Annotated in this window: 13 protein-coding genes; 4 read left to right on the forward strand and 9 right to left on the reverse strand. The window is 70.3% G+C overall.

Features of this window, described 5'->3' with window-relative positions; all coding sequences use genetic code 11:
- The first annotated feature begins 52 nt into the window (after positions 1-52).
- Positions 53-1,213 (forward strand): DUF1015 family protein, encoded by a 1,161-nt coding sequence (locus tag BLT25_RS04185; RefSeq protein ID WP_091042200.1) that lies wholly within the window; start codon positions 53-55, stop codon positions 1,211-1,213.
- Here BLT25_RS04185 and BLT25_RS04190 read toward each other — a convergent pair.
- The 9 genes from BLT25_RS04190 to argC all read right to left on the reverse strand — a co-directional run bounded on the left by BLT25_RS04190 (position 1,210) and on the right by argC (position 9,864).
- A complete protein-coding gene (locus tag BLT25_RS04190) occupies positions 1,210-1,629 on the reverse strand; it encodes a single-stranded DNA-binding protein (protein ID WP_091042510.1) in 420 nt (139 codons plus the stop codon). The two genes, BLT25_RS04185 and BLT25_RS04190, sit on opposite strands and share 4 nt — an antisense overlap.
- Positions 1,630-1,754: 125 nt before the next feature.
- Positions 1,755-2,321 carry a DNA-3-methyladenine glycosylase gene (locus BLT25_RS04195; RefSeq protein ID WP_091042202.1) on the reverse strand — a complete coding sequence of 189 codons (567 nt, stop codon included), beginning with the start codon at positions 2,319-2,321 and terminating at the stop codon, positions 1,755-1,757.
- On the reverse strand, positions 2,321-3,760 hold the full coding sequence (gene argH / locus BLT25_RS04200; RefSeq protein WP_091042204.1) for an argininosuccinate lyase: 1,440 nt from the start codon (positions 3,758-3,760) through the stop codon (positions 2,321-2,323). Before argH ends, BLT25_RS04195 begins: the two co-directional genes overlap by 1 nt.
- On the reverse strand, positions 3,760-5,220 hold the full coding sequence (argG, locus tag BLT25_RS04205; protein ID WP_091042206.1) for an argininosuccinate synthase: 1,461 nt from the start codon (positions 5,218-5,220) through the stop codon (positions 3,760-3,762). The genes argH and argG overlap by 1 nt, the downstream gene beginning before the upstream one ends.
- Before the next feature lie 43 nt (positions 5,221-5,263).
- On the reverse strand, positions 5,264-5,788 hold the full coding sequence (locus BLT25_RS04210; RefSeq protein ID WP_091042209.1) for an arginine repressor: 525 nt from the start codon (positions 5,786-5,788) through the stop codon (positions 5,264-5,266).
- Complete coding sequence (gene argF / locus BLT25_RS04215) at positions 5,785-6,708, reverse strand: ornithine carbamoyltransferase (protein WP_091042210.1); 924 nt, start codon at positions 6,706-6,708, stop codon at positions 5,785-5,787. Before argF ends, BLT25_RS04210 begins: the two co-directional genes overlap by 4 nt.
- Positions 6,705-7,892, reverse strand: a complete 1,188-nt coding sequence (locus BLT25_RS04220) for an acetylornithine transaminase (protein WP_091042213.1) — start codon at positions 7,890-7,892, stop codon at positions 6,705-6,707. Before BLT25_RS04220 ends, argF begins: the two co-directional genes overlap by 4 nt.
- Positions 7,889-8,830 (reverse strand): acetylglutamate kinase, encoded by a 942-nt coding sequence (argB, locus tag BLT25_RS04225; protein WP_371113317.1) that lies wholly within the window; start codon positions 8,828-8,830, stop codon positions 7,889-7,891. The genes BLT25_RS04220 and argB overlap by 4 nt, the downstream gene beginning before the upstream one ends.
- Positions 8,827-9,864: an N-acetyl-gamma-glutamyl-phosphate reductase gene (argC, locus tag BLT25_RS04230; protein ID WP_176883586.1), complete on the reverse strand. Its 1,038-nt coding sequence runs from the start codon at positions 9,862-9,864 to the stop codon at positions 8,827-8,829. The genes argB and argC overlap by 4 nt, the downstream gene beginning before the upstream one ends.
- A 118-nt stretch (positions 9,865-9,982) precedes the next feature.
- On the opposite strand from argC, the gene BLT25_RS04235 reads away from it, so the two are divergent.
- The 3 genes from BLT25_RS04235 to BLT25_RS04245 all read left to right on the forward strand — a co-directional run bounded on the left by BLT25_RS04235 (position 9,983) and on the right by BLT25_RS04245 (position 12,465).
- On the forward strand, positions 9,983-10,816 hold the full coding sequence (locus BLT25_RS04235) for a maleylpyruvate isomerase family mycothiol-dependent enzyme (protein WP_091042215.1): 834 nt from the start codon (positions 9,983-9,985) through the stop codon (positions 10,814-10,816).
- Positions 10,817-10,826: 10 nt separating this feature from the next.
- Entirely contained in the window at positions 10,827-11,381 is a 555-nt protein-coding gene (locus BLT25_RS04240; protein ID WP_091042217.1) for an LOG family protein, read from the forward strand.
- Between the two features lie 67 nt (positions 11,382-11,448).
- Positions 11,449-12,465: an ATP-binding cassette domain-containing protein gene (locus tag BLT25_RS04245; protein ID WP_091042220.1), complete on the forward strand. Its 1,017-nt coding sequence runs from the start codon at positions 11,449-11,451 to the stop codon at positions 12,463-12,465.

Consider the following 12,465-nt stretch of genomic DNA (forward strand, 5'->3'; position numbering starts at 1 on the left):
CTCTGAGTCGGGGGTTCGGCGAATGGCACCAGTGTGACCCTACGATGTGCGGATGGACGATACGGGTGTGGTCAGGGCGCCGTACCTCGGGCGTCCGCTGCGCCTGGAGCCATTTCGAGCGCTCTCGTTGGCACCTTCGCGGATCGGGGACCCGACCTCCGCGCGGCTCTACTCACGTCCCTATCGGGGGGTCGCCTCCCGGATCAGCTCATGGCTGGCGCGTGGCGATCTGCGCCAGCACCAGGACCTCGCGCTCTACCTCCACGAGTACACCGCAGCCGGGATCACCGTGCGTGGCGTCGTCGGGATCCTCGACGTCTCCCACCGCACCGACGACCCAGGTCAGGCCGCGGTCATCCCCCACGAGGGCGTACGCACCGCCCAGGCCGAGCAGCTCGCCTCACGGATGCGGCAGATGCGGGTGCACCCGGCGCCGATCCTGCTCACCTACCACGCGCCCGACGGGGTCGCAGCCCTGCTCGACCGGGTGCAGAGCGGCACTCCCGAGGAGCAGTACGACGACCACGGCGGCCAGCACCACCGCGTCTGGGCGATCACCGACGAGGCGCTGATCGCTCAGCTGCGCACCGCCTGGGCGAGCCAGCAGGCATTGATCGCCGACGGGCACCACCGCTACGCGGCCTACGCCGAGCTCCAGGGTCTCGCTGAGCCCGGCGACGGCGCCGCGACCGACTTCGGTCTGGCGATGCTCATCGACCAGGACGACACGCCGTTGCAGCTCGGAGCGATCCATCGGGTCCTGGCCGGGGTGAACCTGCGCGACCTACGGGCCGCGGCCGAGTCCGTCGGCGCCGAGTGGACCGCCGGCGGTCGCGACGCCGCTCTGAGCAGGCTCGGACCCGGTGTCATCGTGCTCAGCGACGGCCGTGGCTGGGCCACCCTCGACGTGGACACCGCCAAGAGTCCGATCACCGGCGATGTCGGCTATCTGCACGACCTCGTTCTCCCGGAGCTGCGCCGGCAGCCGTCGCGGGTGCTGCACGCCCACCAGGTCGACGCCGCACTGAAGCGGGCCCGCCCGGGGCGCGACGTCGCCGTGCTGCTGGCTGCGCCGAGCTTCGACACCATCCTCTCCTCCGCCTCGATCGGGAAGCTGCTTCCCGAGAAGGCGACCTCCTTCCAGCCCAAGCCGCACCCTGGCGTGCTCATCCGTCTCTTGGACTCGGCGCGGCTGGAGAAGTCGCGTCACTAGCTGGCCTGCCTGGTCGCTGCGGCCGCTCTGCTCACCCGTCTGGCCGAGGACACCTCCACCTCGGTCATCGACTGCAGCCGGCCGCCGGTCTTGAAGAACCGGCGACGCAGGGAACCGTTGACCTCGATGACATCTCCGACCTGCCAGGTCATCGCCGCGCGGCGGACCCGGGCTACCCAGGTGTGACACTCGAGCGCGTCGATCTGCACCCGGGTCCCCCGGCGTTTGTCGCGTGGCCTGTTCACGACCACCCGGAACGCGGTCAGCTGATCTCCGCTCGGCAGCTCCTTCTCCTCCGCGGCCAGCGACAGCCGACCGATCAACCGGACCTCGTTGACCGTCGCCAGCCCGCCGGCCGGCCCCGTCCGCTCGCCATCGTCGGGTGATGGCTCCTTTTCTACCCTTGCGACCGTCATCTCGATCACCTCCGACCACCATCCTGATCAGGGGCACCGACAGTTCCGCCCTGGCCTGTGCGGCCTGTGGAGAACCGCGGTCCGAACCGGGCCTGTGGACGGTCATCGGCCCGTCCGGCTGGCTCTCAGCGGGCTTTCGCCGGCCGGTAGGGCGAGACCGACGGGTCACCGGAGACCCAGAACCGCCAGGGTCGGTTCGGAGCGAGACGCAGCCCGACCCGGGGCCCAGCGGCCACCTCGATCTGCGCCCACGTCTCGGCCGGCGCCAGGTCCAGCTCGAAGTCGCTGGTCCCGTTCAGGGTGAGGTCGATCCCGAGCGCCGAGCAGAGTCGCGCCGGTCCGCGGGCGAGATCGACGTCGCGTACGGGTCCACGTCGCGCCCGGGCGGTCTCGATCCCCTCGATCACCTCGCCGGCACGCAGCAGGATGGCCCCGGGCTCGCCCTCCGGGTGGCAGACGAGGTTGGCGCAGTGGTGCATGCCGTAGGTGAAATAGACGTAGAGGCGCCCCGGCGGACCGAACATCACCCGGTTTCGGTTCGTCTCGCCCCGGAAGGCGTGCGAGCCGGGGTCGTCGGCCGCGTACGCCTCCACCTCGGTGAGCCGCACCTTCACCCCGTCGAAGGACAGCGTCGCCCCGAGGAGACGCGGAGCGGTCTCCTCGGGGCGCTGGTCCAACAGGCTCGTGAGCACTACGAGGGACGGAACCCGGCTGCCTTGGCCCGGAGCTCGGCGAGCTGCTCGGCGACCCGGTCGGGCGCCGTACCGCCACGGCCGTCGCGGGACGCGACCGAGCCCTCGATGGTCAGCACCAGACGTACGTCAGGGGTGAGCGCCGGCGAGATCGTGGCGAACTCCTCGTCGGTGAGCGCGTCCAGCTCCACACCGCGCTTCTCCGCCGCCTGGACGCAGGCGCCGGCGAGCTCGTGCGCGATCCGGAAGGGGGTGCCCTGCCGGACCAGCCACTCCGCGATGTCGGTGGCCAGCGAGAACCCCTGAGGGGCGAGCTCGGCCATCCGCTCGGTGTTGTAGACCAGTGTCGCTACCTGACCGGTGAAGGCCGGGAGCAGCACCTCGAGGGTGTCCAGGGAGTCGAAGACCGGCTCCTTGTCCTCCTGCAGATCGCGGTTGTAGGCCAGCGGCAGCGCCTTGAGCGTGGTCAGCAGCCCGGTCAGGTTGCCGACCAGGCGTCCGGCCTTGCCGCGGGCGAGCTCGGAGATGTCGGGGTTCTTCTTCTGCGGCATGATGCTCGAACCTGTCGACCAGGAGTCGTGCAGCGTGACGAAGTCGAACTCCTTGGTCGCCCACAGGATGATCTCCTCGGCGATCCGGCTGATGTCGACGCCGATCTGGGCGCACACGTAGGCGAACTCGGCGACGAAGTCACGCGAGGCCGTCCCGTCGATCGAGTTCGCGCTCGACCCGGTGAAGCCGAGCTCGGAGGCGACCAGCTCGGGGTCGAGACCGAGCGACTGCCCCGCGAGCGCCCCGGACCCGTAGGGCGAGTCGCACACGACCCGCGCCCGCCAGTCGTCGAGCCGGTCGACATCGCGCAGCAGCGACCAGGCGTGGGCCATCAGGTGGTGGGAGAGCAGCACCGGCTGAGCGTGCTGGAGGTGCGTACGTCCCGGCATGATGCTGGGCCCACCCGGAAGGGCCATGTTCGCGTCGGCCTGCGCGGCGAGCGCGTCGATGAGATCGAGCACGAGCCCACGCAGCACCCGCTCGTGGTCGAGAAGGTAGCTCCGGAAGAGGGTCGCGATCTGGTCGTTGCGCGAGCGCCCGGCCCGCAGCTTGCCGCCGACGTCGGGACCGATCTCCTCGATGAGCAGCCGCTCCAGCGCACCGTGTACGTCCTCGTCGGAGGCAGCCGGCAGCAGCCGCCCGGCCGTGAACCGGTCGGCGAGGACGTCCAGACCCCGGTGGATCTCGTTCTCCTCGTCACCGGTGAGCAGCCCGGCCGCCCCCAGCGCCTTGGCGTGGGCGTGGGACCCGGCGATGTCGTAGAGCGCCAGCCGCCAGTCGAACTGTGTCGAGCGCGAGAGCGCCTCGAGCTCCGGCGAAGGACCACCGGCGAACCGGCCGCCCCAGAGCTTGCCCTCGTTGGTGGTGTTGGCAGGTGTGTTCGACATCAGTCGTTCCCAGCCTCCAGCGCCGCCTCGTCCAGGACGGTGTCGTCCAGGACGGACGCCTCGACCGGAAGAGCGGCCGGGAGCGGCTTGCCGTCCGTGGCGGCGATGCGGTCGAAGCCGCCGGCGGGCAGCTCGCCGAAGAGGGTGCCGTGCTCGACGAGCACCGTTCCCTGGTCCAGAGGGTGCCCGGCGTAGATCTCGAGCTTGGAGCGGGAGTCGGCGATGTCGAGGTTGCGCATGGTGAGCTGGCCGATGCGGTCGACGGGGCCGAAGGCGGCGTTCTCGACGCGCTCCATGGACAGCTTCTCCGGGTGGTAGGAGAAGTGCGAGCCCTCGGTGTTGAGGACCGTGTAGTCCTCGCCGCGGCGCAGGCGCAGGGTGACCGTGCCGGAGACGAGGGAGGCGATCCAGCGCTGGATCGACTCGCGCAGCATCAGCGCCTGCGGGTCGAGCCAGCGGCCCTCGTAGAGGAGCCGGCCGAGCTTGCGGCCCTCGTTGTAGTAGTTGGACATGGTGTCCTCGTTGTGCACGGCGTTGAGCAGCCGCTCGTAGGCCGCCCACAGCAGCGCCATGCCCGGCGCCTCGTAGATGCCGCGGGACTTGGCCTCGATGATCCGGTTCTCGATCTGGTCCGACATACCAAGACCGTGGCGGCCACCGATCGCGTTGGCCTCGTAGACGAGCTCCACGGCGGACGCGAAGGACTTGCCGTTGATCGCCACCGGGCGGCCCTCGACGAAGGTGACCGAGACGTCCTCGGTCTCGATGGCGACCGAGGGGTCCCAGAACTTCACGCCCATGATCGGCTCGACCGTCTCCAGCGAGACGTCGAGGTGCTCCAGCGTCTTGGCCTCGTGGGTGGCGCCCCAGATGTTGGCGTCGGTGGAGTAGGCCTTCTCGGTGGAGTCGCGGTAGGGCAGGTCGTGAGCGACCAGCCACTCCGACATCTCGTGGCGGCCACCGAGCTCGTGGACGAAGTCGGCGTCGAGCCACGGCTTGTAGATGCGCAGCTCGGGGTTGGCCATCAGGCCATAGCGGTAGAACCGCTCGATGTCGTTGCCCTTGAAGGTCGACCCGTCACCCCAGATGTTGACGTTGTCGGCCTGCATGGCGCGCACCAGCATGGTGCCGGTGACGGCACGCCCCAGGGGCGTGGTGTTGAAGTAGGCGCGGCCGCCGGAGCGGATGTGGAAGGCACCACAGGCGAGTGCGGCCAGGCCCTCCTCGACGAGCTGCGGCTTGATGTCGATGGCGCGGGCGATCTCGGCGCCATAGGCCATCGCGCGGTCCGGGACGCCGGAGATGTCGGGCTCGTCGTACTGCCCGATGTCGGCGGTGTAGGTGCACGGCACCGCGCCCTTGTCGCGCATCCAGGCGACCGCCACGGAGGTGTCGAGGCCTCCGGAGAAGGCGATGCCGACGCGCTCACCCTTGGGAAGGGAGGTCAGGACCTTGCTCACGAGATGTTGCTCCTTGCTCTGAAACTCATTGGCTCTGAAACTCTTAGATGTCTGTGGTCTTGCCGGCGAGGCTGAGGAAGCGGTTGACGAGTGCAGCGCCGCCCTTGGGCTCGCGGCCGATGACGAGCACGGTGTCGTCGCCGGCGATGGTGCCGAGGATGTCGGGATACTCGGCCCGGTCGATCGCGGAGGCGAAGTACTGGGCACCCCCTGCAGGAGTACGCAGCACCACGAGGTTCCCACTTCCATCGGCGCTCACCAACAGCTCTCGGGCGAGTCGCCCGAGCTTGCTCCGGCCGCTGGCCGACTCCCCCGGGGCCACCGCGGTGCGGTCACCGCCCTCACCGGGAACCGCATAGACGAGCGCACCGGAAGGTGCCCGCACCTTCACCGCGTCGAGCTCGTCCAGGTCACGCGAGAGCGTCGCCTGGGTGACGTTGACCCCGTGGGCGAACAGCACCTCGGAGAGCTCGGTCTGGGACCGGATCTCCTTGCCCCAGATGATGTCCACGATCAGGGACTGGCGCGCGCCTTTGGTAGCGGGCCGCTGGGTCTCGTTGGTAGTCATCGTCGCTCCCACAGGTAGGCCAGGATCGCCTTCTGGGCGTGGCGCCGGTTCTCCGCCTCGTCCCACACCAGGCTCCGCGGACCGTCGAGCACCTCGGCCTCGATCTCCTTGCCGCGGTAGGCCGGCAGGCAGTGCAGCACGACGGCTTCGGCATCGGCGTGGCCGAGCAGCTCGGTGGTGAGCGCGTAGGGCGAGAACACCGCGACCCGGGCGGCCGCCTCGCTCTCCTTGCCCATCGAGACCCAGGTGTCGGTGATGAGTACGTCGGCCCCGGCTGCCGCCGCGACCGGGTCCGCGGTCACCGTGACCGAGCCGCCGGTCTCCTCGGCGATCTCCTTGGCCCTGACCAGCACCTCAGCGTCGGGCGCATAGCCCTCCGGGGCGCCGAACCGGACGTGCATCCCGGCGATCGCTCCGGCCAGCGCCCAGGAGTTGCCCATGTTGCAGGCCGCATCGCCGAGGAAGGCCGCGGTCAGACCGGCCAGCGACCCCTTGTGCTCCTGCAGCGTCTGCAGATCGGCGAGCAGCTGGCAGGGGTGGAACTCGTCGGTGAGAGCGTTGACGACCGGAACCCCGGAGTGGGCGGCCATCTCCTCGATGTCGCTCTGCGCGAACGTACGCCACACGATCTCGCCCGCCTGCCGGCCGAGCACCCGGGCGACGTCGGCGACCGACTCCCGCTCGCCGATCCCGGCCAGGCGGCCGTCGACGAGCATCGAGTGGCCGCCGAGCTCGGCGATCCCGGAGGAGAAAGACGACTGCGTGCGCAGGGTCGGCTTGTCGTAGATCGTGGCCACGGTCACCGGACCGGCCAGCGGCTTGGCGGCGTAGGGGTCCTGCTTCATCGCCGCCGCGAGTGCCAGCACCTCGGCCTGCTCGGCCGGGGTGAGGTCGTCGTCGCGAAGGAAGTGTCTGGTCACTTCGCCCCCTCGGCTGATTCCTGGGCCGAGTCGAGGATCGCCGGCCAGGCGGCCAGGAGCGCCGCGGCGTCGTCCTCGGTGAGCACCAGCGGCGGGACGATCCGGATCCGCTCGGGCGTGGCGTTGTTGAGGATGAACCCGGCCTCCAGCGCGGCCGCGGCGACGGCGCCCGAGTCGAGGCCGGCGAGCACCACACCGATGAAGAGACCCTCACCGTCGACCCGCGCGACCCGGGGGTCGGCGGCGAGGCCGTCGCGCAGCTTCTGACCGAGCACGGTGACGTGCTCGAGGAGCCCGTCGGCCTCGATGGTCTCGATCACCGCGAGGCCGGCGGCGCAGGCGACCGGGTTGCCACCGAAGGTGGTGCCGTGGTTGCCGGGCTCGAAGAGCGTCGCGGCCCGGCCCAGACCGATGCAGGCACCGATCGGGAAGCCGCCACCGAGGCCCTTGGCGAGGGTGACGATGTCGGCGGTGACGCCGGAGGTCTCGTGGGCGAACCAGCGGCCGGTGCGGCCCAGACCGGACTGGACCTCGTCGAGCCAGAGCAGTGCGCCGTGCTCGTCGGCCACGGCCCGTGCGGACGCCAGGTAGTCGGCGGGCGGGACGATGACGCCGGCCTCACCCTGGATGGGCTCGAGGATGATCGCCGCGGTCTCGTCGGTCACCGCCGCGGCGAGCGCCTCGGCGTCGCCGTAGGGAACGAAGGTGACCTCGCCGGGCAGTGGCTCGAACGGCGCCCGGTAGGCCTCCTTGGCGGTCAGCGCCAGGGCACCCATCGAGCGGCCGTGGAAGGCACCCTGCGCAGCCACGATGTGCGTCCGCCCGGTGCGCCTGGTCAGCTTGAAGCCGGCCTCGTTGGCCTCGGTGCCGGAGTTGGTGAAGAACACCTTCCCGGTCTCGCCGCCGGGGACCCGGGCAAGCAGCGCCTCGGCCAGCTCGACCTGGGGCTGGGAGGTGAAGAAGTTGGAGACGTGGCCGAGCGAGGACATCTGGGAGGTCACCGCCGAGACCAGCGCCGGGTGGGCGTGGCCGAGCGCGTTGACGGCGATGCCGGCCAGCAGGTCGACGTACTCCTTGCCGTTCTCGTCCCACACGTGGGCGCCCTCGCCTCGGGTGAGGACCAGCTTGGGGGCGCCGAAGGTGTTCATCAGGGAGGCGGCGTAGCGCTCTCCATAGGTGGTCATCGGTCCAGCTCCCTTGCCTTGCGGGTCTTGGTGGTGACGCCGGGGAGCACCTGGGTGCCGACTCCCTCGGCGGTGAACAGCTCCAGCAGCACGGCGTGCTCGGCGCGGCCGTCGACGACAGTGGCGCGCTTGACGCCGCCCTTGACCGCCTCGAGACAGGCGCTCATCTTCGGGATCATCCCGCTGGCCAGGTCGGGGAGGATCCCCTCGAGAGCCTCGGGGCTGATCTCGCCGATGACCTCCTCGGGGTCGGGCCAGTCGAGGTAGAGGCCCTCGACGTCGGTGAGGACCAGCAGCTTCTCGGCGGCCAGCGCGATCGCCAGGGCCGAAGCGGCCCGGTCGGCGTTGACGTTGTAGATCGTCCCGTCGACGTCGGGAGCCACGCTGGAGACCACCGGGATCCGTCCTGCCTCGATCAGGTCGAGGACCGAGGCAGGACGTACGTCGACGACCTCGCCGACCTGGCCCAGATCGACCTCCTCACCGTCGACGACGGTGCTGGCCGGCTCGGCGGTGAAGAGTCCGGCGTCCTCGCCGGAGAGCCCGACGGCCAGCGGACCGTGCTCGTTGATCAGCCCGACGAGCTCACGCTGGACCTGGCCGACCAGAACCATCCGCACGACGTCCATGGCCTCGGGGGTGGTAACCCTCAGCCCGCCGCGGAACTCCGACTCGATGCCGAGCCGGTCGAGCATGCTCGAGATCTGCGGGCCGCCGCCGTGCACGACGACCGGCTTGAAGCCGGCGAAGCGCATGAACGCGATGTCCTCGGCGAAGGCACGCTTGAGCTTGTCGTCGGTCATGGCGTTGCCGCCGTACTTCACCACGACGATCTTGCCGTGATACTCCTTCAGCCACGGCAGGGCGCCGGCGAGCGTACGCGCCTTGGCGGGGTCCGGGCGGCCGGGCTCGTGCGCCACCGTCTCGAGGTCGATCACGGGGCCACTCCCACCGTGGTGAGACCGGTGGTCTCCTCGAGACCGAGGGCGAGGTTCATGCACTGGATCGCTCCGCCGGCGGTGCCCTTGGCGAGGTTGTCCTCGGCGCCGACGACGACGAGCCGCCCGGCTGCCTCGTCGAGGGTCACCTGCAGGTGGACCGCGTTGGAGCCGAGCACTGCCTGGGTCTGCGGCCACTGGCCCTCGGGCAGCAGGTGGACGAAGGGCTCCTCCGCGTACGCCTTCTCGTAGACGGCCCGCGCATCGGCCGCCGTCACGCCCTCGGCGATCTTGGCCGAGCAGGTGGCCAGGATGCCGCGCGGCATCGGCACCAGCACCGGGGTGAACGAGACCGACACCTCGCCGTCGACCAGTCCGGAGAGATTCTGGACGATCTCGGGGGTGTGCCGGTGGACGCCGCCGACGCCGTAGGCGCTCACGTTGCCCATGACCTCGGCACCGATCAGGTGCGGCTTGGACGACTTGCCCGCGCCGCTGGTGCCGGTGGCGGCGACCACGACGACCTCGGGCTCGACGATGCCGGCCTCGACCGCCGGGGCGAGGGCCAGGGTGGAGACGGTCGGGAAGCAGCCCGGCACCGCGATCCGGTTGGCCGAGGCGAGCGCGGCCCGCTGTCCGGGAAGCTCAGGCAGCCCGTAGGGCCAGGTGCCGGCGTGGTCGGTACCGTAGAACTTCGTCCACGTCTCGGCGTCGGCGAGCCGGTAGTCGGCGCCGCAGTCGATCACGACCACGTCGTCGGGAAGGCCGGCCGCGATCGGCCCGGACTCACCGTGCGGCAGCGCCAGGAAGACGACGTCGTGACCGGCCAGGGTCTCGGCGGTGGTGGGCTCCAGGACTCGGTCGGCGAGCGGGGTCAGGTGGGGCTGGAGGCTCCCCAGGGTCTTGCCCGCACTGGAGGCGGCGGTCAGGGCGCCGATCTCCACCTCGGGGTGGGACAGCAGCAGCCTGAGCAGCTCACCTCCGGCATATCCACTGGCACCGGCGACGGCGACGCGCTTCTTCGTCATGTGCATGAACATACGTCACCCTGCATGCATCGTGCAAAGCCTGTTCGACGGCTGAGACGCCGGACCCGAGAAGCCCCAGGAAACCCGGAGGAATATGTCGGCGGCGACGCATAGTGTTCGCCCCATGACGACCCGCCTCACCCCCGCCGCCTACATCGACCACATCCGGTCGGAGTCGGCGCGTTTCCGTGCCGTGCTCGCAGACACGGACCCGACCGCCCCGGTCCCGACCGCACCGGAGTGGACCGCCGCCGACCTGCTCTGGCACGTCGCCGCCGAGGTCCAGCACTTCTGGACGTACGTCCTGGAGACCCGGCCGACAGCGCCGACCGAGGAGGCCTACGACGAGCCGGAGCGCCCGAAGGACGCGTCCTACCAGGACCTGCTCGCCCACTTCGACGAGCTCAACGCCAGGTTCATCAAGACCCTGGAGCAGACCGGGCCCGAGGAGCCCACCTGGTCCTGGTCGCAGGACCAGAGCGCCGCCTTCACCTACCGCAGGCAGGCCCACGAGATCCTCATCCACCGCCTCGACGCCGAGCTCACCGCCGACGCCCTGACCCCGCTCGACCCGGCCCTCGCCGCCGACGGGATCGACGAGATCCTCGACGTGTTCTACGGCGGCAAGCCCGAGTGGGCGACCTTCGCCGGAGACGGTCGGTACGTACGCGTCGACGCGGTCGACACCGACACCCGGACGTGGGTCGAGCTCGGCCTCGTCTCCGGCACCCGCCCCGACGGCGACCGCCTCGAGGACGAGCCCGACCTCAGCGTCCTCTCCACCGAGAACATCCCGGCCGACACCGAGCCCGACGTGGTCATCGAGGGCACCGCGGCCGACCTGGACGCCTGGCTCTGGCGACGGCGTGACGACGAGGGCATCCGCGTCGCCGGCGACAGGGACATCTATGACAGCTTCCGCGCGTTGACGAACCAGGCGATCAAGGACGACGACTAGCCTCACGCCCATGATCAAGCACCTGGCCGTCTTTCTCGGCTCTCGCGACGGCAACGACCCAGCGCTCGGGCAGAGGGCCTACGAGATCGGCAAGGGGCTCGCCGAGCGCGAGATCGAGCTGGTCTACGGCGCGGGTGGCGGCGGCCTGATGGGCCGGATCTCCCAGGGCGCGATCGACGGCAACGGCAAGGTCTTCGGCGTGATCCCACGGTTCATGGTCGACCGCGAGTGGGGCCGCATCGAAGGCGCGCCGGGGATGCAGACGGTCGTGGTCGACACCATGCACGAGCGCAAGGCGATCATGGCCGAGCGTGCCGACGCCTTCCTCGCGCTCCCCGGCGGGATCGGCACGCTCGAGGAGCTCTTCGAGGTCTGGACCTGGCAGACGCTCTCGCTGCACGGCAAGCCGGTCGGCGTGCTCAACATCAACGGCTTCTGGGACCCGCTCGTGGACATGATGGAGCGCATCGCCTCGGCGGGGTTCCTGCACGGCTCCCCCGCCGAGTCGCTGGTGGTGGGCGAGGACCTCGACGACGTCCTCGCCCGCCTCGACGCGGCCCGCTGAAACCGGGCCGGCAGTCGTGAAACCGTGGTGAAGGCGCCCTGAAACCGGCGCCCCACACCCTGGGAGCATGACAACCACCACCGAACTGGCCGTATCGGCCTCAGGTCTGGTCAAGACCTTCGGAGACTTCACCGCGGTCGACGGGATCGACCTCGAGATCCGCCGCGGCGAGGTCTTCGGCGTGCTCGGCCCCAACGGCGCCGGCAAGACCACGACCCTCAAGATGCTCGCGACCCTGCTCCCGATCGACGCCGGCAAGGCGGAGATCTTCGGGGTCGACGTCAAGGCGCACCCCCACCAGGTACGTCAGCTCGTCGGCGTGACGGGGCAGTACGCCTCCGTCGACGAGAACCTCACCGCCACCGAGAACCTGGTCCTCTTCGGCCGCCTGCTGGGCATGTCCGGCAAGGCCGCCCGGGCCGCGTCCGAGGAGCTGCTGGAGTCCTTCGGGCTCCAAGAGGCTGCCAAGCGGCAGATCTCGAAGTTCTCCGGCGGCATGCGCCGCCGCCTCGACCTCGCCGCCTCGCTGCTGTCCCGCCCGCCGCTGATCTTCCTCGACGAGCCGACCACCGGCCTGGACCCACGCACCCGGGGCCAGATGTGGGACACCATCCGTACGCTCGTGGCAGGCGGCTCGACCGTCCTGCTGACCACGCAGTACCTCGACGAGGCCGACCAGCTCGCCGACCGGATCGCGGTCATCGACCGCGGCGTCAAAGTCGCCGAAGGCACCTCGGAGCAGCTCAAGACCTCGGTCGGCAACTCCACGCTGCACCTGCGCCTGAGCGACAAGACCCAGGTCGCCACCGCCGCCGCCGTGGTGGAGAAGGTCACCGGGGACCGTCCGGTGCTCACTCCCGAGGCCGGCGGCGTCAACGTACCGCTGGCCGATGCCGACCGGGCCGCCGACGTGCTCATCGGTCTTCGCCACGCGGGCATCTCGATCACCACCGCGAACGTGCAGCAGCCCACGCTGGACGAGGTCTTCCTGGCCCTGACCGGTCACGGCACCGACAGTCCCGAGAGCGCTGTCAGCCCTGACAACTCCGTCAACTCCGACATCCACACCGAGGAGGTGGCCTGA

Source organism: Nocardioides sp. YR527, from assembly GCF_900101045.1.
Lineage (GTDB): Bacteria > Actinomycetota > Actinomycetes > Propionibacteriales > Nocardioidaceae > Nocardioides.

Coding starts and splice junctions, on each gene's coding strand:
- BLT25_RS04185 (WP_091042200.1), top strand. CDS start 53: ATGGACGATACGGGTGTGGTCAGGGCGCCGTACCTCGGGCGTCCGCTG.
- BLT25_RS04190 (WP_091042510.1), bottom strand. CDS start 1,629: ATGACGGTCGCAAGGGTAGAAAAGGAGCCATCACCCGACGATGGCGAG.
- argH (WP_091042204.1), bottom strand. CDS start 3,760: ATGTCGAACACACCTGCCAACACCACCAACGAGGGCAAGCTCTGGGGC.
- BLT25_RS04210 (WP_091042209.1), bottom strand. CDS start 5,788: ATGACTACCAACGAGACCCAGCGGCCCGCTACCAAAGGCGCGCGCCAG.
- BLT25_RS04220 (WP_091042213.1), bottom strand. CDS start 7,892: ATGACCACCTATGGAGAGCGCTACGCCGCCTCCCTGATGAACACCTTC.
- argC (WP_176883586.1), bottom strand. CDS start 9,864: ATGCACATGACGAAGAAGCGCGTCGCCGTCGCCGGTGCCAGTGGATAT.
- BLT25_RS04235 (WP_091042215.1), top strand. CDS start 9,983: ATGACGACCCGCCTCACCCCCGCCGCCTACATCGACCACATCCGGTCG.
- BLT25_RS04240 (WP_091042217.1), top strand. CDS start 10,827: ATGATCAAGCACCTGGCCGTCTTTCTCGGCTCTCGCGACGGCAACGAC.
- BLT25_RS04245 (WP_091042220.1), top strand. CDS start 11,449: ATGACAACCACCACCGAACTGGCCGTATCGGCCTCAGGTCTGGTCAAG.